General features: G+C 65.3%; 2 protein-coding genes. Both read left to right on the top strand.

Annotated elements, in window-relative coordinates:
• Nucleotides 1–144: 144 nt before the first annotated feature.
• Nucleotides 145–13056: a non-ribosomal peptide synthetase gene (locus DK871_RS22985; RefSeq protein ID WP_161906748.1), complete on the top strand. Its 12912-nt coding sequence runs from the start codon at nt 145–147 to the stop codon at nt 13054–13056.
• Nucleotides 13053–24380 (top strand): non-ribosomal peptide synthetase, encoded by an 11328-nt coding sequence (locus DK871_RS22990; RefSeq protein ID WP_161906749.1) that lies wholly within the window; start codon nt 13053–13055, stop codon nt 24378–24380. Before DK871_RS22985 ends, DK871_RS22990 begins: the two co-directional genes overlap by 4 nt.
• Nucleotides 24381–24913: the final 533 nt, after the last annotated feature.

Raw genomic sequence — 24913 nt, forward strand, 5'->3', positions numbered from 1 at the left:
TCCCTTAATTTTCAAGCCTGCCGGAAGCCCCTCCAGGCCTACGGCTGCGCCCGCATTTTTTACAGGCGCGCGGTACTGCCGATCCAAGCGGCAAAACTGAATACGGACATTCTCGTCAACCGTGACTTATCAGGCAGGTTACCCATGCAGTTCAGCGACTTACTGGCAGCGATCTCCACCCACGCGATCCGTCTGCAAATGGAAGAAGGCGATCTGATCGTCCTGGGCGATGACCAAGCGTTGGACGACGCGCTCTGGGATCAATTGATCGCGCACAAACCCCAGCTGTTGCAGTTGGTCGCCGAACATGGCGGTGACTGGCTGAGCCCGGCCTACCGCATCACCCCGGACATGCTGGCGCTGGTCAATCTCGACCAGCCGGCCATCGACCGCATCGTCGCGGCGGTCCCGGGCGGTGCGGCGAATGTGCAGGATATCTACCCGCTGGCGCCGCTCCAGGAAGGCATGCTCTATCACCATCTTTCGGCGCAAAAGGGTGACCCTTACGTGCTGCACGCGCAGTTCGTGTTCGACAGCCGCGCACGCCTTGAGGCGTTTGCCGAGGCGCTGCAATGGGTCATCGATCGTCACGACATTTTGCGCACTTCGATGGTCTGGGAGCGCCTGGACGAACCGCTGCAAGTGGTGTGGCGCAAGGCTGTGCTGGCCTGCGAAGAGGCGCAGCTGGACGGTGCTGACCGCCTGGCTCAATTGCTCGCTCGCTATGATGCCCGCGCTTATCGCATGGACCTGGGCCAGGCGCCGCTGCTGCGCCTGGTGTTCGCTGACGACCCGGCCAACCAGCGGGTGGTGGCGATGCTGTTGTTCCACCACACCATCCTCGATCACACCGCCCTGGATGGCGTGCGGCATGAAGTCCAGCTGTACCTGGCAGGGCAGCAAGCCCAGGCCCCTGCACCGGTAGCGTTTCGCAGCTATATCACCCAGGTGCGCCATGGCGTCAGCGAGCAGGCTCATGAGGCTTTTTTCCGCGACATGCTGGCGGACATCGATGAACCGACACTGCCGTTCGGCCTGCAAGATGTGCAGGGCGATGGCCAGGGCATCGACGAAGTGCGCATCCCCGTCGACAGCAGCCTCAGCCGCCGCTTGCGCAGCGTGGCGCGCCCGCTGGGGGTGAGTGTGGCGAGCCTGATGCACCTGGCCTTGGCGCGGGTGCTGGGTGCGGTTTCCGGGCGGGAGGCGGTGGTATTCGGCACCGTGATGCTCGGGCGCATGGGGGCAGGCGAGGGCGGTGAGCGGGCCTTGGGCATGTTCATCAACACCTTGCCGCTGCGGGTGGATGTGGGTGAGCAGGGCGTGCGCGCTGCGGTCAAGGTCACCCACGAGCGACTCACGCGCTTGCTCGACCACGAACATGCGTCGCTGGCGCTGGCACAACGGTGCAGCGGCGTGGCGGCGCCTACGCCGCTGTTCAGCGCGATACTCAACTACCGTCACAGCGCCGCCACCGATATGGCGGCGGTGATTGAAGTGGCCGAAGGCATACAAGTGCTGGGCGCCGAGGAACGCACCAACTACCCGCTGACGGTGAACGTCGATGACCTGGGTGAAGACTTCGCCCTGACCGTGATGGTCGATGCCTCCATTGGCGCGCAGCGGGTTGCGAGCTACCTGCACACCGCGCTGGAAAGCCTGGCCGACGCCCTTGAACAACGACCGGATATGCCGCTCTGCGGCCTGAACATCCTGCCTGACGCTGAACGCCACCACTTGCTGCACACCTTGAATCATTGCCCCACGCACTACGCCGACACCCAACTGATCCACCAGCAAGTCGAAACCCACGCCGCCGCCCAGCCCGATGCCATTGCGTTGCGCTTCGAGCAACACGCCCTGACGTACCGCCAACTCAACGAACGCGCCAACCAGGTCGCCCACGCGCTGCTGGCCCACGGCGTGCGCCCCGATGCGCGCGTGGCGATCTGCGTGGAGCGCGGCCCGCAGATGATCATCGGCCTGCTGGGCATCCTCAAGGCCGGCGCCGGCTATGTACCCATCGACCCGGCCTATCCCCAGGAACGCATCGCCTACACCCTGGCCGACAGCCAGCCGGTGGCGGTGCTGGTGCAGGCCAACACGGCGCAGCGCGTCGGCGCGCTGGCCCAGCTCGACCTCGACCACCTGGGCCCGTTGCCCATCAGCAACCCCCGGCTGCACCTGAGCCCGGCCAACCTGGCCTATGTGATCTACACCTCCGGTTCCACCGGCCAACCCAAGGGCGTGATGATCGAGCATCGCCAGGTCGCGCGCCTGTTCAGCGCTACCCACCACTGGTTCGGCTTCAACTCGCACGATGTGTGGGCGTTGTTCCATTCCTTTGCGTTCGACTTTTCCGTGTGGGAAGTCTGGGGCGCGCTGATGCACGGCGGCCAGTTGCTGATCGTGCCGCAGTTGGTCAGCCGCTCACCGGATGAGTGCTACGCGCTGCTGTGCGATGCCCGGGTGAGCATCCTCAACCAGACGCCGAGTGCGTTTCGCCAGTTGATCGCGGCCCAAGGCAACAGCGGCCAGTCCCATTCCCTGCGCCAGGTGATTTTTGGCGGCGAAGCCCTGGAACCGGGCATGCTCAAGCCGTGGTACGCACGGGCGGTGAATGCCGGTACGCAACTGGTGAACATGTACGGCATCACAGAAACCACCGTGCATGTGACCTACCGTGCGCTGGAAGCGGCCGACGCGCACTTGGTCGGCGTGAGCCCGATTGGCGTGCGTATTCCCGATTTGCAGTTGTATGTGCTGGATGCACGCCGCGAGCCCTTGCCTCAGGGTGTGGTGGGCGAGTTGTACGTGGGCGGCGCCGGGGTGGCGCGCGGTTACCTCAACCGCGAGGCGCTGAATGCCGAACGCTTCCTCGCCGACCCGGCCACCGGCCTGCGCATGTACAAGACCGGCGACCTCGGCCGCCTGCTGGCCGACGGCAGTGTCGAGTACCTGGGGCGTAACGATGACCAGGTCAAGGTCCGTGGTTTCCGTATCGAACTGGGTGAAATCCAGGCGCACCTGGCCACGGCCAGCGGCGTGCGCGATGCGGTGGTGATCGCCCGTGAAGATCAGCCGGGCGACCAACGCCTGGTGGCCTATGTGATCAGCGATGGTGAACTCAGCGTGGCCGCCCTGCGTGACCATCTGCTGCGCAGCCTGGCCGAACACATGGTGCCCAGCGCCTTCGTGCGCCTGGACACGCTGCCGCTGACCACCAACGGCAAACTCGACCGCAAGGCCTTGCCCGCACCCGATGCCGACGCCGTGGCCCGGCGCGCGTATGCGGCGCCCCAGGGCACGGTGGAAACCACCCTCGCCAGGCTCTGGCAAGACCTGCTCAACGTCGACCGTGTCGGTCGTGAGGACAATTTCTTCGAACTCGGCGGCCATTCGCTGTTGGCGGTCAAACTGATCGAACGCATGCGCCAGGTCGACCTCAGCGCCGATGTGCGCGTGCTGTTCGGCCAACCCACCTTGGCGGCGCTCGCTGCGGCGGTGGGCGGTCAGCAGAGCGTGCAGGTGCCGGCCAATCCCATTCAAGCAGACACCCAGGCCATCACCCCGGACATGCTGCCCCTGGTCGAACTGGATCAGGCCGCCATCGACCACATCCTCGAGGCCGTGCCCGGTGGCGTTGCCAACGTGCAGGACATTTATGGCCTGGCGCCGTTGCAGGCCGGCATTCTCTACCACCATCTGGCGACCACCGAGGGCGACCCCTACGTGTTGCAGGTGCAGTTGCGCTTTCACGACCAAGGCGCCGTCGATGGGTTCGTCAACGCGCTGCACACGGTGATCGAACGCAACGATATCCTGCGCACCGCCATCCTCTGGGAGGGCCTGGAGGAGCCGGTGCAAGTGGTGTTGCGCCAGGCACCCTTGGTGGTCGAACGCCTGGATGCCCTGGGCGGCGAGGCACTGGCGCACCTGCAACAGCGTTTCGACCCACGCCACTATCGCCTGGACCTGTCACGCGCCTCGCTGATGCGCCTGGCGTATGCGCAGGACAGCCACGGCGTGGTCGGCATTTTGCTGCTGCACCATATCCTCCTCGACCACACGGCCCTGCAGGTACTGATCGAAGAAATGAGTGCCAGCCTGCACGGCCACAGTGCGCAACTGCCTGACGCGGTGCAGTACCGCAACTACGTGGCCCAGGCTCGCCTCGGTGTCACCCAGGCCCAGCATGAAGCCTTCTTCAGCCAGATGCTGGGCGATATCGACGAGCCGACCCTGGCCTTCGGTTTGCAAGACGTGAATGGTGACGGCAGCGGTATCCATGAAGCGCGCCTGCCGCTGGAGCCTGCGCTCAACCTGGGCTTGCGCGAACAGGCGCGGCAACTGGGTGTGAGCACCGCGAGCCTGGTGCACCTGGCCTGGGCCCAGGTGCTGGGCCAGGTGTCTGGCCAGCAGGAGGTGGTATTCGGCACCGTGTTGCTGGGCCGTATGCAGGGCGGCGAGGGCGCGGACCGGGCGCTGGGGATGTTCATCAACACCTTGCCGCTGCGGGTCAGCCTTGGCAGCGTCGGCGTGCAGGCCGGTGTGCGCGCTACCCATGCGCGCCTGGCGCAACTGCTCGGGCACGAACATGCCTCGTTGTCCCTGGCCCAGCGCTGCAGCGGCGTGCCGGGCTCGCTGCCGCTGTTCAGCACCTTGCTCAACTACCGGCACAGCGCCGCCGATGAAGCCCCGGGGGACAACCCCTTTGCCGCCTCCGGTATCGAAATTCTCAGCTCCGAAGAGCGCAGCAACTACCCACTGGTGCTCAACGTCGATGACCTCGGCACGGGCATGCGCTTGACCGTGCAAGGCGTGGCCGAACTGGACGTGCAACGGGTGGGCAACTACATGCTCACCGCACTGCGCCACCTGGTGACTGCGCTGCAACAGGCGCCGACCACGCCGCTGCAGGCGGTGTCGATCCTGCCGCCTTCCGAGCGTCATCAAGTGCTGGTGGGTTTCAACGCCACCGCCCGGCAATACCCGTCGCAACTTACTGTCTCGCAACTGTTTGAAGCCCAGGCGCTGGCCCGCCCTGAAGCGCTGGCGGCGGTGCAGGGCGAGCTGTCACTGAGCTACCGTGACCTCAATCACCGTGCCAACCGCCTGGCCCATCATCTGATCAGCCAGGGTGTGCAGCCGGGCGAAAGCGTGGCGATTGCCTTGCCGCGTTGCCTGGATCTGCTGGTCTGCCAGCTGGCGATCCTCAAGTGCGCTGCGGTGTATGTGCCGCTGGACGTCAACGCGCCTGCCGAACGCCAGGCTTTCATCGTGAAAGACAGCGTTGCACGCCATGTGCTGGACGACTTGGCGCAGTTGGATCTGGACGTGCAGTCGCCCGCTAACCCCGACCTGGCCCAATCTGCGCAGAGCGTTGCCTACATCCTCTACACCTCCGGCTCCACCGGGACGCCCAAGGGCGTGCAAGTGCCCCACCTCGCCATCTCGCGGCTGGTGCTTAACAACGGTTTTGCCGAATTTAATGCCAACGACCGCGTGGCCTTCGCTTCTAACCCGGCATTTGACGCCAGCACCCTCGAGGTGTGGGCACCGTTGCTCAATGGCGGTTGTGTGGTGGTGGTCGAGCAGGTGCAGTTGTTATCCCAAGCCGTGTTCGCCGAGCTGTTGCAGGAACAGGCGGTCAGCGTGTTATGGATGACTGCCGGGCTATTCCATCAGTACGCCGATGCGTTGATGCCGGCGTTCCGCCAATTGCGCTACCTGATCGTCGGCGGCGACGTGCTTGACCCTCAGGTGATTGGCCGGGTGCTCAAGCTCGGCAAACCCCAGCATCTGCTGAATGGGTATGGCCCGACCGAAGCCACCACGTTCTCCACCACGTTTGAGATCACCACGCTTGGCGAGGGCGCTATTCCAATTGGTCGACCGATTGCCAACGCTCAGGCCTATGTACTGGATGCTCGCCAGCAACCGCTGCCCGTGGGTGTGACCGGCGAGCTCTATATCGGCGGTGCGGGCGTTGCGAAAGGCTACTTGAATCTGCCTCAACTGAGCGCGGAAAAATTTGTCCCGAACCCATTCGGCGACGGCCAACTCTACCGCAGCGGTGATCTGGCCTGCTGGCGAGCCGACGGCAATTTGATGTACCAGGGGCGCGATGACCTGCAGGTGAAGATTCGGGGCTTTCGTATCGAACCCGGTGAAGTCGAAGCGTGCCTGTGCGCCTGTGCCGGGATCAGGGACGTTGTGGTACTGGTTCGTGAAGACGAGCCTGGCCACAAACGGTTAGTGGCCTATTACACCGCCGACGCAACGTTGGATATCGCAACCCTGCGAGCTCATGTGCAAGCCCGGTTGCCCGATTACATGGTGCCTTCGGCTTATGTGTGGCTGGCGCAGTTGCCGCTCACCGCCAACGGCAAGCTCGACCGCAAGGCATTGCCGGCACCCGACCAGGGCGCCTTGATCAGCCGTGGCTACGAAGCCCCACAAGGCGAGGTGGAAACCCTGCTGGCGCAGATCTGGCAGGATGTGCTCAAGCTTGAACGCGTGGGGCGCCATGATCATTTCTTCGAATTGGGCGGGCATTCGTTGCTGGCGGTCAGCCTGATCGAACGCATGCGTCAAGTGGGCCTGAGCGCCGATGTGCGCGTATTGTTCAGTCAACCAAGCCTGGCCGCGCTGGCGGCAGCCGTGGGCAGCGGCAGAGAAATCGTGGTGCCCGCCAATGGCATCCCCGCCGGCTGCACACAGATCACACCGTCGATGCTGAGCCTGGTGCAACTCACTCCGCAGGCCATCGCGCACATTGTCGCCAGCGTGCCGGGTGGTGCGGCGAATACCCAGGATATCTACCCGCTGGCGCCGCTACAGGAAGGCATTCTCTACCACCATATCAGCGCCGAGCACGGCGACCCGTACCTGCTGCAATCGCGCATGGCCTTTGACACTGCCGAGCGCCTGCACGCCTTTATGGGTGCGCTGCAACAGGTGGTGGCGCGCCACGACATTCTGCGTACCGCTGTGGTGTGGGAAGGGCTCGAAAGCCCGGTGCAAGTGGTGTGGCGCACCGCCCAGTTGGGGGTGCACGAGGTGATGCTCGACCCGGCACACGGCGACGTGATGGCGCAACTGCATGAGCGTTTCGATGCGCGTCACTACCGCCTGGACATTACCCAGGCGCCCTTGCTGCGCATGGTCTATGCCCAGGACCCGGCGCACAACCGGGTCGCGGCGATCCTGCTGTTCCATCACCTGGCGCTGGACCACACCGCCATGGAAGTGGTCGGCCAGGAAATGCGTGCCTTCATGTTCAACCAGGCCCAGGATTTGCCCGCCGCCGCGCCGTTTCGCAACTATGTGGCCCAGGCGCGACTGGGCGTCAGTCTGGCGCAGCATGAGCAGTTTTTCCGCGACATGCTCGCCGAGGTCGACGAGCCCACCTTGCCGTTTGGCCTGCAGGATGTGCAGGGCGATGGTCGTGCAATCGAAGAAGCCGAGGTGCACCTGCAAGCGCACCTGGCCCAGCGCGTACGCCAGCAGGCGCGCCAACTGGGCGTCAGCGCCGCCAGCCTGATGCACCTGGCCTGGGCCCAGGTGTTGGGCCTGGTCTCGGGCCGTGATGAGGTGGTGTTCGGCACGGTGCTGATGGGCCGTATGCAAGCCGGCGAGGGCGCAGACCGTGCGCTGGGGATGTTTATCAACACCTTGCCGCTGCGGGTCGATGTTGCAGCCGGCGCGACGCAGGCGGTCAAAGCCACCCATGCACGCTTGAGCGCCTTGCTCGGGCATGAGCATGCGTCACTGGCCCTGGCCCAGCGTTGCAGCGGCGTGCCCGCCAGCACGCCGTTGTTCAGCGCCTTGCTCAATTACCGCCACAGCAACCCAGGGGAAATGGCCCGCGACGGCCATGGCATCTGGGAAGGCGTGCAACTGCTGGGCGGTGAAGAACGCAGCAACTACCCGCTGACCCTGAGCGTGGATGACCTGGGCGCAGGCTTTGGCCTGAGCGTGCTGGCCGTGCCGCAAATCGGCGCGCAACGCCTGTGCGACTACATGCTCAGCGCCGTGCAGCAACTGGTTGCCACCCTTGAGACGGCGCCCCATCGCGCGCTGCGCCAGTTACCGATTCTGCCCGCCGCAGAGCATGACACGGTACTGCGCGAGTTCAACGCCACCGCCCACGACTTCCCCCGGGGCCAGACCCTGCACGGTGCGTTTGAAGTGCAGGCCGAGCGCCAACCCCATCGCATTGCCGTGCAGCAAGGCAGTGAGGCGCTGACGTATCAGCAGCTCAATCAACGGGCCAACCAGTTGGCTCATCACTTGCTGGAACTCGGCGTGCAAGCCGATGACCGCGTGGCGCTGTGCTGCCGTCGCGGCCCGCAGATGCTGGTGGGGCTGTTGGGCATTCTCAAGGCTGGCGCGGGCTATGTGCCGATCGACCCGGCGTACCCCGCCGAGCGTATCGCCTACTTGTTGCAAGACAGCGCGCCCGTGGCAGTGCTGGCCGAGGACAGCACCCGGGAGCTGCTCGGTTCGGTTGCCCTGGTCGATCTGCATGACCCCGCCTGGCAGCGCCACTCTGTGAGCAACCCGCAACTGCCCGCGCTGACGCCCGCGCACCTGGCGTATGTGATCTACACCTCCGGTTCCACCGGCCAGCCCAAGGGCGTGATGGTGGAGCACCGCACCGTTGAAAACCTGGTGCATTGGCACTGTGAGGCCTTTGGCCTGACGGCCGTGAGCCACACCAGCAGCGTGGCCGGCATGGGCTTTGATGCCATGGCCTGGGAGGTCTGGCCGGCCCTGTGTGTCGGCGCGACCCTGCACCTGCCACCCGCCGAAATCGGCAATGAAAACATCGATGAACTGCTGGCCTGGTGGCTGGCGCAACCGTTGGACGTGAGCTTCCTGCCGACGCCGGTGGCCGAATACGCCTTCAGCCTGCCCCAGCAGCACCCGACCTTGCGCATCCTGCTGATCGGCGGTGATCGCTTGCGGCAGCTCACCCAGGAGCGGCGCTTCGCGGTCATCAACAACTATGGCCCCACCGAAGCCACGGTAGTTGCCACCTCCGGCCGCGTGCGGGCCGGGCAGGTGTTGCATATCGGCCGGCCTGTCGCCAATGCCACCAGCTATGTGCTGGACGCGCACCTGCGCCCGGTGCCCGTGGGTGTGGCCGGTGAACTTTATGTGGGCGGCAGCGGTGTGGCGCGGGGTTACCTCAACCGTGCCGAGCTGACCGCCGAACGCTTCCTGCAAGATCCGTTCAACCCAGGGCGCATGTACCGCACCGGTGACCGGGTGCGTTGGCTGCCCGATGGCAACCTTGAATACCTGGGCCGTAACGACGACCAGGTAAAACTGCGCGGCGTGCGGGTGGAACTGGGTGAAATCGAAAGCCGCCTGGCGGCACTGGACGGCATCCGCGAGGCCGTGGTGCTGGTGCGCGAAGGCCGCCTGCTGGCCTGGTTCACCGAACAGCGCCCGTTGCAGATCGAGACCTTGCGTGCGCACCTGCAAGCCCAGCTTCCCGAGGCGCTGGTGCCGGTCGCCTATATGCGGCTTGACCAACTCCCCCTTACCGCCAATGGCAAACTGGACCGCAAGGCACTGCCGCAGCCAGACCAGTGCGCCTTGCTCAGCCGTGAATACCAAGCCCCCCAGGGTGACGTCGAAACCACCCTGGCGCGGCTGTGGGCCGAGGTGTTGCAGGTGGAGCAAGTGGGTCGCCATGACCACTTCTTCGAACTGGGCGGCCATTCATTGCTGGCCGTCGGCCTGATCGAGCGCATGCGCCAGGCCGGCCTCAGCGCCGATGTGCGCGTGCTGTTCAGCCAGCCAACCCTGGCCGCGCTGGCCGCCGCTGTCGGCAGTGGCCGCGAAGTGCAGGTGCCGGCCAATCGCATCAGTGCCGGTTGCCAGCGCATCACCCCGGACATGCTGGCCCTGGTGAACCTCGACCAGTCGACTATCGATCAGGTGGTGGCCCAGGTGCCGGGCGGCGCTGCCAACGTGCAGGATATTTACCCGCTGGCGCCGTTGCAGGAGGGGATTTTTTATCACTACCTCACGGCCGGGCAGGGCGACCCTTACCTGCTGCAATCGCACCTGGCGTTTGACAGTGTCGAGCGTGTGCAGGCCTTTGTGCGGGCGCTGCAACAGGTGATCGACCGCCACGACATCCTGCGCACCGGGGTGGTGTGGGAGGGCCTGGCGCAACCGCTGCAAGTGGTGTGGCGCCAGGCGCAGCTGTGCGTGCAGGAACTGCACCTGCAAGGCGACGTACTCGCCGGCCTGCACGAGCGCTTTGATGCGCGGCGCTATCGCCTGGAGATCAGCCAGGCGCCGCTGATCCGCCTGATGTATGCCCAGGACCCGGTCAACCAGCGCGTGGTGGCTGTGCTGCTCTATCACCATATCGTGTTGGACCACACCGCCTTCGACGTGGTGTTGCGCGAAATGCAGGGCCACCTGTTGGGCCACGCCGCGCCCACCGCCGCGCCAATGCCGTACCGCAACTATGTGGCCCAGGCGCGCTTGGGTGTCAGCGAACAGGAGCATGAGCAGTTCTTCCGCCAGATGCTCGGCGATGTCGATGAGCCAACGCTGCCGTTCGGCTGGCAGGACGTACGCGGCGACGGCAATGCCATCGACGAACATAGCCTGCAACTGGACAGTCAGCTCAACCGCCGCCTGCGCAGCCAGGCGCGGTTGCTGGGGGTCAGCGCTGCCAGCCTGTTCCATCTGGCCTGGGCGCAGGTGCTGGCCGCCGTATCGGCGCGCCATACGGTGGTGTTCGGCACGGTGCTGGTGGGCCGCTTGCAAGGCGGCGAGGGCGCCGACCGCGCCCTGGGCGTGTTTATCAACACCTTGCCGCTGCGCCTGGACATTGACGACCAGGGCGCCCGCGCCGCCGTGCGCGCTACCCATGCGCGGCTGACCGAACTGCTCGGCCATGAACACGCCTCCCTGGCCTTGGCCCAGCGTTGCAGTGGTGTAGCGGCACCGGCGCCGCTGTTCAGCTCGATGCTCAATTATCGCCATCGCGGCGCCGCCATCCGTTCGGCGGATGCGCAGTTGGCCTGGGAAGGCATGCAGACCTTGGTCAATGACGGGCGCACCAATTACCCCCTGACCCTGAACGTGGACGACCTGGGCGACGGCTACGCGTTCACCGCCCTGGCCCAGGTGGATGCGCAGCGGGTGTGCGGCTATATGCATAACGCGTTGAGCGGCCTGGTCGAGGCCCTTGAGCAGGCGCCGCACCAGGCGCTGAATCGCCTGCCGGTGCTGGGGCTGCAGGAGCGGCAACAGCTGCTGGTGCAGTTCAACGCTACCGAGGTGAACTACAACCTCGACCAGACCCTGCACGGCATGTTTGAAGCCCAGGTCGTACGCACCCCGCAGGCCGTGGCGGTGAAGGCCGGCGAGCACAGCTTGAGCTACCAGCAACTCAATGAGCGTGCCAACCGCCTGGCCCATCACCTGCGTGACAGCGGCGTGCGCCCGGATGCACGGGTGGGCATTTGCGTCGAGCGCGGCCTGGACATGGTCATCGGCCTGTTCGCCATCCTCAAGGCCGGCGGTGCCTATGTGCCGCTGGACCCGGCGTACCCGCCAGAGCGCATCGCCTACATGCTGCACGACAGCGCGCCGGTGGTGGTGCTGGCCCAAGGCGCCACCCGCGCCTTGCTGGGTGACGCGGCGGTAGTCGACCTCGACCACAGCACCTGGCAGCACCAACCCATCACCAACCCGCCAGTACCGGGCCTCGTTGCCCGGCACGCGGCCTATGTGATCTACACCTCCGGTTCCACCGGCCAACCCAAGGGCGTGATCAACGAACATGCCGGGGTGGTCAACCGCCTGTTGTGGATGCAGGACGCCTATGGCCTCAAGGCCCACGATGCGGTGTTGCAGAAAACCCCGTTCAGCTTCGACGTGTCGGTGTGGGAGTTCTTCTGGCCGCTGTTCACCGGCGCGCGCCTGGTGATGGCGCGCCCTGAAGGGCACAAAGACCCGGCGTACCTGTGCGAGGTGATCGCGACGGAGCACATCACCACCTTGCACTTTGTGCCGTCGATGCTCGATGTGTTCCTGGCCCACGGCGATGTTAGCCAGGCGACCGGACTGGTGCGGGTGATGTGCAGCGGCGAAGCGCTGCCGGGTAGCCTGGTGCGGCGTTTCAAGCAGCAGTTGCCGGGGATTGGTTTGTACAACCTGTACGGCCCCACCGAAGCGGCGGTGGACGTGACGGCCTGGAACTGCGCACGCCCGGAGGTGCCGGACAACACCCCGATCGGCAAGCCGATTGCCAACACCCGCCTGTATGTACTCGATGGGCAGTTACAGCCGGTGCCGTTGGGCGTGGTCGGTGAGCTGTTCATCGCGGGCGTGCAAGTGGCGCGGGGTTATCTGAACCGCCCTGAGCTGACTGCCGAGCGCTTCCTCGACGACCCGTTCATCCCTGGGCGCATGTACCGCACCGGTGACCTGGGCCGCTACTTGCCCGACGGCACGCTCGAGTACCTGGGCCGCAACGACGATCAGGTCAAGATCCGTGGCCTGCGCATCGAACTGGGGGAAATCCAGGCGCGGCTGATCGAGCATCCGGCGGTCAAGGACGCCGTGGTCGTCGCCCGGGACCAGCGCCTGGTCGCGTATTACACCGGCGCACCCACCGACATCGACAGCCTGCGCGCTCAGCTGTTGCAGCACCTGCCGGACTTTATGGTGCCGGCGCTGTTCATGCACCTGGACGCCTGGCCCCTGAGCCCCAACGGCAAGCTTGACCGCAAGGCCCTGCCTGCACCGGGTATGGACGCCTTGCAGGTACGTGAGTACGCGGCGCCCGAAGGTGACACCGAGGTCCTCCTGGCCCAGCTGTGGGCCGAGCTGCTCAAGGTGGAGCGGGTAGGGCGCCACGACAACTTCTTTGAACTGGGCGGGCACTCGCTGCTGGCCGTGAGCTTGATCGGGCGCCTGCGCCAGGAAGGCATGGAAGCCGATGTGCGGGGCTTGTTCGAACAACCCACCCTGGCCGGCTACGCCGCAATGACCGAACGAATGGAGATCGTCCTGTGAACATCCTCGAGCTGCTGGCAACCCTGAACACCAAGGATGTGCAACTGGCGCTCAAGGGCGAGCAGTTGTCGGTGAACGGCAACAGGCACGCCTTGAGCGACCCGGCGATATTGGCCGCCTTGCGTGAACACAAGCCGGCGCTGATCGAGCTGATCAAGGCCGGTGAATACACCGCGACCAAGGCCGGTGAGGTGCAGGTGCCGGCCAATGGCATCCCGGCCACTGCCGAGCGCATCACTCCTGAAATGCTGACCCTGTCGACCCTGAGCCAGGACGAGATCGAGCGCATTGTCGCCACGGTGCAGGGCGGCGTGGCGAATATCCAGGACATCTACCCGCTGGCGCCGTTGCAGGAAGGCATCCTGTTCCACCATGTCAGTGCCGAGCAGGGTGACCCCTATGTGATGCAGTCGCAGTTCGCCTTTGACAACCTGGCGCGTTTCGATGCGTTCGCCCAGGCGCTGCAACGGGTGATGGACCGTCACGACATCCTGCGTACCGGGGTGGTGTGGGATGGCCTGGCGCAACCCTCGCAAGTGGTGTGGCGCCAGGCACGCCTGCCGGTGCAGGCCTTGAGGCTGGACCCGGCTGATGGCGATATCGCCGCTCAATTGCATGACCTGTTTGATGCCCGCCACTACCGCCTCGACGTCACCCAGGCGCCGTTGCTGCGCCTGGTGCGCGCTGAAGACCCGGCCAACCAGCGCATCGTCGCCACCCTGTTGTTCCATCACATGGCGCTCGACCACAGCGCCCTGGACGTGGTGTGCCACGAAATGCAGGCGTGCCTGTTGGGCCAAGGCGCGGCGCTGGGCCAGGCCGTGCCGTTTCGCAACTATGTGGCGCAGGCGCGGTTGGGGATCAGTGAGCAGGAGCATGAACGTTTCTTCCGGCAGATGCTCGGCGATATCAGCGAGCCCACCTTGCCGTTCGGTTTGCAGGATGTGCAAGGCGATGCGCGCGGTATCGCTGAAGTCAGCCTGCCATTGGCGCCGGCATTGGCCCAGCGCTTGCGCGTACAGGCGCGCCAACAGAGCGTGAGCGCTGCCAGCCTGTTTCATCTGGGCTGGGCTCAAGTGCTGGGGGTGTTGGCCGGCAAGGCCCAGGTGGTGTTCGGCACCGTATTGATGGGGCGCATGCAGGGCAGCCATGCCACCGACCGCGCCCTGGGTATCTTCATTAATACCTTGCCGTTTCGCGTGGACGTGGACGCCCAGGACGTGCGCACCGCCGTCAAGGCCACCCACGCACGGCTGACCACCTTGCTGCGCCATGAACACGCGGCGTTGGCCCTGGCCCAGCGTTGCAGTGGCGTGCTCGCGCCGACGCCGTTGTTCAGCGCACTGCTCAACTATCGCCACAGCGCGCCCGCCGCCAGCGCCGAGGCGGTGTCGGCCTGGCAGGGCATCAGCGCACTGCGCGCCGAGGAACGCACCAACTACCCGCTGACCCTGAGCGTGGACGACCTGGGCGAGGGCTTCGGCCTGAGTGTGCTGGCCAGCACCCTGGTCGACCCTCAGCGCGTCTGCGCCTACCTGCACACCGCACTGGAAAACCTGGTGAGCGCACTGGAACAGGCCCCCCATACCGCGCTCGATCAACTCTCGGTGGTGCCCGCTGCGGAACAGCGCTTGCTGCTGGAACAGTTCAACACCACCCAGACCGTCTTCCCCCAAGGCGCCACCCTGCATGGCCGCGTTGAAGCCCAGGCTAGGCTCACGCCGGACGCGATTGCCGCTGTGCATCAGGGCCGGCAACTGACCTATGCCGAACTGAACCAGCAAGCCAACCTGCTAGCGCATCATCTGTTGGCGCTGGGGGTCAAGCCCGACGACCGCGTGGCGATCGTTGCGCGGCGTGGCCTCGATACCCTGGCCGGGTTGCTGGCGATTCTCAAGGCCGGTGCCGGTTATGTGCCGGTGGACCCGTCCCACCCGGCCGAGCGTCTCCACTATTTGCTCAGTGACAGCGCGCCAGTGGCGGTCCTCACCCAGCACGCGTTGCTGGAGCGCCTGCCGGCCCTGGAAGTGCCGGTGATCAACCTGGACCGCTTCACCTGGCAGCACCATTCGGCGAGCAACCCCACAATCGCCGTCGGCCCGACGAACTTGGCCTATGTGATCTACACCTCCGGCTCCACCGGCTTGCCCAAAGGGGTGATGGTGGAGCACCACACTGTCGCCAACCTGGTGGACTGGCATTGCAGCGCCTTCGACCTGCGCGCCGGCCGGCATACCGCCAGTGTTGCCGGTTTCGGCTTTGACGCGATGGCCTGGGAAGTGTGGCCGGCGCTGTGTGTGGGCGCCACCTTGCACCTGCCACCGGCCCATGAGGGCGGTGAAGATATCGACGCACTGCTGGCCTGGTGGTGCGCACAGCCTTTGGACGTGAGCTTTCTGCCGACGCCGGTGGCGGAATACGCTTTCAGCCAGAACATCGAGCACCCGACCTTGCGCACCTTGCTGGTCGGTGGCGACCGCCTGCGCCAGTTCGGGCGGGCGCAGCGCTTTGAGCTGATCAACAACTACGGGCCCACCGAAGCCACGGTGGTGGCCACTTCCGGCAAGGTCGAGGCGGGCCAGCCGTTGCATATCGGCAAGCCCATCGCCAATGCCAAGGTCTACGTGCTCGACCCACACCAGCGCCCAGTGCCGCTGGGCGTGGCGGGGGAGTTGTACGTGGGCGGCAAGGGCGTGGCACGCGGTTACCTCAACCGTCCGGAACTGACTGCCGAGCGTTTTCTGCGCGACCCGTTCAATGCAGGGCGCATGTACCGCACTGGCGACCTGGTGCGCTGGTTGCCGGACGGCACGCTCGACTACCTGGGGCGTAACGATGACCAAGTGAAAATCCGTGGCGTGCGCATCGAACTGGGCGAAGTCGAAACCCAGCTCAACCAATTGCCCGGCATCCTCGAAGCTGTGGCGGTGGTGCGTGAAGAGCGGCTGGTGGCCTATTTCACCGAAAACCCGCAACTGGACCCGCTGACGCTGGCCGAGATCCGCGCCCACCTGGTAGCGCATCTGCCGGACTACATGGTGCCCGTCGCGTTCATGAAGCTCGACGCACTGCCACTGACGGCCAATGGCAAACTCGACCGCAAGGCCCTGCCGGCGCCGGACGTGGCCGCGGTATTTACCCGCGAGTACGCCGTGCCCCAGGGCGAAATCGAAACCGTGCTGGCGCAGATCTGGGCCGAGGTGTTGCAGGTGCAGCGCGTGGGGCGCTATGACCATTTCTTTGAGCTGGGCGGGCATTCGCTGCTGGCCATGCGCATGGTGTCCCAGGTGCGCCAGCGGCTGGGCGTCGAATTGGCACTGGGCGACCTGTTTGCCAATGCCGAACTGGCGGCAGTCGCCGAGGTACTGGCCCAGGCCGGTCGCAGCACCTTGCCGGATATCTTGCCGGCCAACCGTGATGATGACGTGCCGCTGTCCTTTGCCCAGCAACGCCTGTGGTTCCTGGCGTTGATGGAAGGGGCCAACACCGCCTACAACATTCCCATCGGCCTGCGGTTGCGCGGGCAGTTGCATGTACAGGCGCTGCAACGGGCCCTGGCGCGCATTGTGGCGCGGCATGAAACCCTGCGCAGCCGCTTCGCCCAGCAGGGTGACCAGGCCCAGGTGCTGGTGGTGCCGGCCGAAGAGGTATTGCCGCTGCAAGTGCAGGACCTGCGTCGCCACCCGCAGCCGCAACAGGCCCTGGACGCGCTGATCCACGGCGAAGCTTCGGCACCGTTCGACCTGGAACGCGGCCCGTTGCTGCGCGGGCGCCTGGTGGTGATGGCCGATGATCACCATGTGCTGTTGCTGACCCTGCACCATATCGTCTCCGACGGCTGGTCCATGGGCGTGCTGACCCGCGAGCTGATGGCGCTGTACCAGGCCTTCAGCCACGGCCACGCCGACCCGTTGCCGCCCTTGCCGATCCAGTACGCCGACTTTGCCGTGTGGCAACGCCTGTGGCTGAGCGGCGAGGTGCTGCAGCGCCAAAGCAATTATTGGCAGCAGGCCCTGGCCGGTGCGCCAGCGTTGCTGACCTTGCCCACCGACCGCCCGCGCCCGGCGCAGCAGGACTACGCTGGCAGCAGTGTCGAAGTGCGCCTGGATGAACGCCTCACCGCTGGGCTCAAAGCCTTGAGCCAACGCCATGGCACCACCTTGTACATGACCTTGATGAGTGCCTGGGCGTCGCTGTTGGCGCGCTTGTCCGGGCAGCCCGAGTTGGTGATTGGCACGCCGGTGGCCAACCGCATGCGCACCGAAGTCGAAGGGCTGATTGGCCTGTTCGTCAACACCCTGGCGCTGCGTATCGACACCTCGGGCGAGCTGAGCACCGAGGCGTTGCTGGCGCGGGTCAAGGCGCTGATCCTGCAAGCCCAGGCCCATCAGGACTTGCCCTTCGAGCAGGTGGTGGAAATTACCCGGCCGCCGCGCAGCCTGGCCCACAGCCCAGTGTTCCAGACCCTGCTGAGCTGGCAGGACAGCAGCGCGCCGACCCTGGCCCTGGGCGACCTAGCCCTGGAGAGCATTGTCGAGAACAGCCATTTCGCCAAGTTCGACCTGTCGTTGAACCTGGGGGAGGTGCAGGGCAGCATCCTCGGCGCGCTGGAATATGCCGTGGCCCTGTTTGACGAATCGACGATGCAGCGTTACGTCGGCTACTTCACCCGCGTGTTGCAGGCCATGGTCGATAACGACCAGGCAGTGCTGGCGCACGTGCCGCTGGTGGAGGCGCGCGAGCGTCGGCAACTGCTGGTGGATTTCAACGCCACCGCCGTTGAGTACCACCTCGACCAGACCCTGCACGGCCTGTTTGAAGCCCAGGTGCTGCGCACGCCCCATGCCATTGCCTTGAAGGCGGGCGAGCAGCAACTGAGCTATGCCGAACTGAACATGCGTGCCAACCAACTGGCCCATCACCTGCAAGCCCTGGGTGTGCAGCCGCAGGCGCGGGTGGCGATCTGCGTGGAGCGTGGCCTGGACATGGTCATCGGCCTGTACGCGATCCTCAAGGCCGGCGCCGCCTATGTGCCGCTGGACCCGGCCTACCCGTTGGAACGCATCGCCTACATGCTCCACGACAGCGCGCCGACGGTAGTGCTGGGCCAGTCCAGCACCCTTGGGTTGCTGGGCGAGGTGCGGGTGGTAAACCTGGATTCGCCCACCTGGCAGCACCAGCCCACCCATAACCCCCAGGCGGCCAGCGTGGCGGCCTACGTGATCTACACCTCCGGTTCCACCGGCCAGCCCAAGGGCGTGATCAACGAACACCCTGGGGTGGTCAACCGCCTGCTGTGGATGCAAGACGAGTACGCGTTGACCGCCAGCGATACGGTCTTGCAGAAAACCCCGTTCAGCTTCGACGTGTCGGTGTGGGAGTTCTTCTGGCCGCTGTTCACCGGCGCACGCCTGGTCATGGCTCGTCCTGGCGGGCATAAAGACCCTGACTACCTGTGCCAGGTGATCGAGGCCGAGGGGGTCACGACGCTGCATTTTGTGCCGTCGATGCTTGACGTGTTCCTGGCCCACGGCGATGTCAGCCAGGCCGCCGGGCTGGTGCGGGTGATGTGCAGTGGCGAAGCCCTGCCGGGCAGCCTGGTACGGCGCTTCAAACAGCAATTGCCGGGGGTGGGCTTGTACAACCTGTATGGCCCCACCGAAGCGGCGGTGGATGTCACCGCATGGGACTGCGCAGGCGCCGTGGTGCCGGATAACACCCCCATCGGCAAGCCGATTGCCAATACGCGCCTGTATGTACTGGACGAGCAGTTGCAGCCGGTGCCGTTGGGGGTGGTCGGTGAATTGTTCATCGCCGGCGTGCAGGTGGCGCGGGGTTACCTCAACCGTCCTGAGCTGACCGCCGAACGCTTCCTCGACGACCCGTTTACCCCGGGGCGCATGTACCGCACCGGTGACGTGGGTCGCTACTTGCCCGACGGCACTCTCGAGTACCTGGGGCGCAATGATGACCAGGTGAAGATTCGTGGCCTGCGCATCGAACTGGGGGAAATCCAGGCGCGCCTGAGCGAGCATCCGGCGGTGCAGGAAACTGCCGTGATCGCCCGCGAGCAACGCCTGATTGCCTACTATACCGGCGTGCCGAGCGAGGTCGAAAACCTGCGCGCCCACCTGCTGCAACACCTGCCGGAATTCATGCTGCCGACGAGCTTTATGCACCTGCAGGCGCTGCCGCTGAGCCCCAACGGCAAGCTCGACCGCAAGGCGCTGCCGGCGCCAGGCCTGGACGCGTTGAGTGTGCGCGACTATGAAGCGCCCGTGGGGGATACGGAAATCACCCTGGCCGCGCTGTGGGCCGAACTGCTCAACGTGGAGCGCGTGGGCCGGCATGATAATTTCTTTGAATTGGGTGGCCACTCATTGCTGGCAGTCAGCCTGATGGGGCGCATGCGCCGCCTGGGCTTGTCGGCGGATGTCAAAGTACTGTTTGGCCAACCGACCTTGTCGGCTTTGGCTGCGGCCTTGGGCGGTGGGCGTGAAGTGGCGGTGCCGGCCAATCGCATTGCGCCCGATTGCACCCGGATCACGCCGGACATGCTTGCGCTGATCACCCTGGACCCCGCTGCCATCGAGCGCATCGTCGCCAGCATCCCCGGCGGTGCGGCGAATGTGCAGGATATTTACCCGCTGGCACCCTTGCAGGCCGGCATCCTGTATCAGCATCGCGCCGTGCAAGGTGACGACGCCTATGTGCTGCAGGCGCAGTTTGCCTTCGACAGCCGCCTGCGCCTGGACGCCTTCGCCCATGCCTTGCAGGCGGTGATCCAGCGCCATGACATCCTGCGTTCATCCTTCCATTGGGATGGGTTGGAGGAACCGGTGCAGGTGGTGTGGCGCACCGCCTCATTAAGCGTTGAAAGCGGCCCGGTGCCGCCACGCCTGGACCTCGGCCAGGCACCCCTGATGCGCCTGGTGTATGCCGAGGAACCACAGCGGGTGATGGCGACGTTGCTGTTCCACCATCTGGTGATGGACCACATCGCCCTGGACATCCTGCAACACGAAATGCAGGCCTTCCTGTTGGGCACCCAAGACACCTTGGCCGCGCCCGTGCCATATCGCAACTACGTGGCCCAGACTCGTTTGGGCGCTGAGGACCACGAGACGTTTTTCCGCGAGATGCTCGCTGAGGTCGACGAACCCACTGACTTACCGCACCTGGGCGCCGATGAGCGCGTGAAGGTGAATCTCGACCTGGGGTTGAGTCGGCGCCTGCGCACTCAGGCGCGTCAAGCCGGCGTCAGCGCCGCCAGCCTCATGCACCTGGCCTGGGCCCAGGTGCTGGGCACGGTCTGCGCCCATGAACAGGTGGTGTTCGGCACGGTGATGCTCGGCCGCCTGCAAGGCGGCGAAGGCGCCGAGCGCGCCATGGGCGTGTTTATCAATACCTTGCCGCTGCGAGTTGACCTGGGTGAACACTCGGTACTGACCGCGCTGCGTGCCACCCATGGGCGCCTGACGCAACTGCTGAGCCATGAACACGCGCCCTTGGCGTTGGCCCAGCGTTGCAGCGGCGTACCGATGGCCACGCCGTTGTTCAGCGTGCTGTTCAACTACCGCCACAGCGCGCCCCAGGCCGGGGGCGTGGCCGAGGCGTGGCAGGGGATCGAAGTGCTCAAGACCGAGGAACACACCCACTACGGCGTGTCGGTGAGTGTGGATGACCTGGGTGAAGGTTTCAGCCTCACGGCCATGGGGCAGGGGGCCAGACGCTTGGGCGACTACCTGCATAACGCCTTGGCGCAGATGGTGCAGGCATTGGAAGCGCGCAGCGATATCGCGCTCAATGGCTTGTCGATCCTGCCCCAGTCTGAACGCCAGCAACTGCTTGAGGGCTTCAACGCCACGGCCCGTGCGTTCCCCCGTGATCGCAGCGTGCAACACCTGTTCGAAGCCCAGGCCCAGGCGCGCCCCGATGCGGTGGCGGTGCGGCACGGCGAGCAGCAGGTGAGCTACGGCGAACTTAACCGCCGCGCCAACCGCCTGGCCCATCACCTGCTCGGCCTGGGTGTGTGCCCCGGCGATAACCTGGCGATCCTGCTGCCACGCTCGGTGGCGTTGTTGGTCAGCCAATTGGCGATTCTCAAATGCGCCGCCGCCTATGTACCGCTGGACATCAACGCGCCAGCCGAACGCCAGGGCTTTATGCTGCAAGACAGCGGCGCTGCCTGGCTGTTAACCCGCAGCGATTGCGCCTTTGAGGGCAGCGCACAGCGCCTGGACCTGGACACGCTGGCTCTCGATGCTCAACCCAGCCATAACCCGGACTTGCCGCAGTCCTCCGAGAGCGTGGCGTACATCATGTACACCTCCGGCTCCACCGGCATGCCCAAAGGCGTACTGGTGCCGCACCGTGGCATCACACGGCTGGTGCTCAACAACGGCTACGCCGATTTCAATCCCGATGACCGCGTGGCCTTCGCGTCGAACCCGGCGTTCGATGCCAGCACCATGGATGTGTGGGGGGCATTGCTCAACGGCGGTCAGGTGCAGGTGATTGACCACGCCACCTTGCTCGACCCGCTGGCGTTTGGCGCGGTACTTCAGGGCGTGACGGTGCTGTTCGTCACCACCGCACTGTTCAACCAGTATGTGCAACTGATTCCCCAGGCCCTGGCCGGCTTGCGTATTTTGCTGTGCGGCGGCGAGCGTGCCGACCCGGCGGCGTTCCGCAACCTGCTGGCATTGGCCCCGGAGCTGCGCTTGGTGCATTGCTACGGGCCGACGGAAACCACCACCTACGCCACCACTTATGAGGTGCACGCGCTTACCGCTGATGCCGACAGCGTGCCGGTAGGACGACCCATTTCCAATACTCAGGTCTACGTGCTGGATGCGCAGTTGCAGTTGCTGCCTGTGGGGGCGACCGGTGAAATCTGCATCGGCGGCGACGGTGTCGCCCAGGGCTACCTGAACCGGCCTGAATTGACGGCTGAAAAGTTCGTGCAGAACCCGTTCAACCCAGGTGTCTTGCTGTACCGCACCGGCGACCTCGGCCGCTGGAGCGCAGACGGCTTGCTGGAGTGCATCGGGCGCAATGACGACCAAGTGAAGATCCGTGGCTTTCGCATTGAGCTGGGTGAGATCGAAGCACGCTTGACGACATTCGCCGGCATCCGCGAGGGCGTGGTGCTGGCCCGCGAAGACGTGCCGGGGGATAAACGCCTGGTGGCCTATTTCACCTGGGCGGGCGAGTCGGTCGGCATCGAGTCGGTGCGTGCTTATCTGCAGGCGCACTTGCCGGCCTATATGGTGCCGTCGGCTTTTGTGGCACTGGAGCATGTGCCGTTGACGGCCAATGGCAAGGTCGACCGCAAAGCCTTGCCGGTGCCAACCTGGGACGCTGCGGCCAGCGGCACATTCGAAGCGCCAATTGATGCACTGGAGCAGACCTTGGCCCAGCTGTGGGCCGAAGTGTTGAAGCTTGAGCAGGTGGGGCGCCATGACAGTTTCTTCGAACTGGGCGGGCATTCGTTGTTGGCAATTCGCCTGGTCAATCGGCTGGACGAGGCCGGGTTGCCGGTGTCGCTCGCCGAGCTGTTCGAGCATGCCAGCGTGGCTTCGGTCGCGGCGCTGCTGCGCCTGCGCGGTGACGATGCGCTGCCTGAAACGGCGGTGATCACGGTGCGCAGCCGTGGGTCGCAGGCACCGTTATTCCTGGTGCATGAGTTCAGTGGCATGGACGTGTACTTCCCGGCGCTGGGCCAGCACCTGCCTGGCGATTACCCGATTTATGGCCTGCCGGGCCTGGCACTCGGCGAGGCGCATCTGGACAGCATGGAAGGCCTGGCTGTGCGCATGGTCGGGCTGATTCGCCAGATCCAGCCCCACGGCCCTTACCGGCTGGCGGGGTGGTCCTTTGGTGGCGTGCTGGCCTATGAAGTTGCCATGCAGTTGCTGGGGCAGGATGAGGCCGTGGCGTTTCTCGGCTTGATCGACAGCTACGTGCCGCGCATGACCGACCAGGGCAAGGCGCGCTGGAGCGGGCCGGACGCCCTCAAGCGGCATTTGTTGTTGCAGTGCACGGCCTATTGGAAGGCACAGGGAGGTGTGGATGAGCTGGCGAGCCTGGAACAACTGGAGGCAGGCCTTGGACAGCTGGACATTGCGGCTCTGCTGCAACGCTGTCGCGATCAAGGTTTGTTATACGCGCAAATGGCAGCGGCGACGGACGCCGACCTGTTGAGCTTTTTGCAACGGGAAGTCGGGCACGGGCATGCCCTGGCCCACTACAGCCTGTTCCCGCTGCCGATCCCGGTGCACCTGTTCAGCGCCGAGCAGCGGCCCACCGAACTGTCGCGCCGCAGTGCCGCGCTGGGTTGGGACACCGCCCTGGCGCCTGGGCAACTGCGCCAGGTGCAGGTGCCTGGGGATCACCAGAGCATGATGCAGGCGCCGCATATCCAGAGCCTTGGCCAGGCCATGAGCCAAGCGCTGGCGGCGAGCACCCCGGTGAGTTGCGCGGCGCACTCACCCTTGCTGCGCATCCAGAGCGGGCGCGCCGGTTATGCACCGGTGTTCTGCGTGCCGGGCGCGGGAGACAGCGTCACCGGCTTTGTAGGTTTGAGCGAGGCGCTGGGGCGCGACTGGCCGCTGTATGGCTTGCAGCCGCGGGGGCTGGATGGTGAAGCGGTGCCCCATAGCCAGGTGGAAGCGGCGGCCCAGTGTTACCTGGCGGCGCTGGAACAGGAGTGCCCTGAGGGGCCGGTGCATCTGGTGGGGCATTCGTTCGGCGGCTGGGTGGCGCTGGAAATGGCGTTGCGCTTACAGGCGATGGGGCGTGAGGTGGGCTCTTTGACGGTGATCGACAGCGAGGCGCCGGGGCGTGCGGGCAAGGCTTATACCTCGACGGCGGCGTTGTTGCGGTTGATCGAGGCGATGCAGTTGGCGGCTGGGAAGTCGCTGGGGATTGATGCTGTGGACTTTGCCGGGTGCGATGAGGTGGCGCAGCGGCAAGCGTTGCATGAAGGGATGGTGAATGTGGGATTGTTGCCGGCGCGTGCGGCGGTGGAGGCGATGGATGGGCCGGCGCGTACTTACGCGGCGGCGTTGCGCACGGTGTATCAGCCGCAGGGGCGGTATGAGGGGGTGGTGCGCCTGGTGTTGGCGCAGGACCCGGCGCTGGATGCGGCGGGGAACCAGCGTGAGCAAGGGTTGATGGTTGAGGGGTGGCGAGGGCAGGGGGGTGGGTTGCAGGTTTGGTATGGCGGGGGGAACCACTTTACGTTGCTCAAGGCGCCGAATGTTTTGGGGTTGGCCAGGTGGTGGTTGGACGTTGTTGGGGTTGGGGAGGTGGTGTCTTGACGGGTGTGCACCGATCCAAATGTGGGAGCTGGCTTGCCTGCGATAGCGGTCTGTCTGTGTACATATCCATTGCTGCGGTAACGGCCGCTTATGGTTCCGCTCTTACAGCGGGTCACTTTTGGAAAGGCCCAAAAGTAACCAAAAGGCCTTCGCCCCACCACTCGGCACCTCGCCTAGGCTCGGTGTGCCCGAACGCAGGCTTTGCAGCGTGGGCCGCCGCAATGGGCCATCCCTGGCCCAGTGCGGCTAACCCGGCGTCCTGCCGGGTTACCCACGCTGCAAAACCTGCGTTCGGCCAGCGTGGTTTAACGGGGCGATTGCAAATCAAAAGCAGAGCGCGGCGGCCTTATAGCCGACCGGTTTGTAAGGGGGAGTTCGGTGAGGCATGTGAGGGCAGGCATGCCCCCGGTAACCACGATGCGAAGCGAGCGGCTCTTGATCTTGATCTGCTTGTGATCTTGATCTTAGGCGCCCCGTTAAACCACGCTGGCCGGAATTCGACAGTGATTTGGGGGGTAAACCGGCAGGGATGC

This window comes from Pseudomonas sp. L13 (assembly GCF_009935965.1).
GTDB lineage: Bacteria > Pseudomonadota > Gammaproteobacteria > Pseudomonadales > Pseudomonadaceae > Aquipseudomonas > Aquipseudomonas lactis.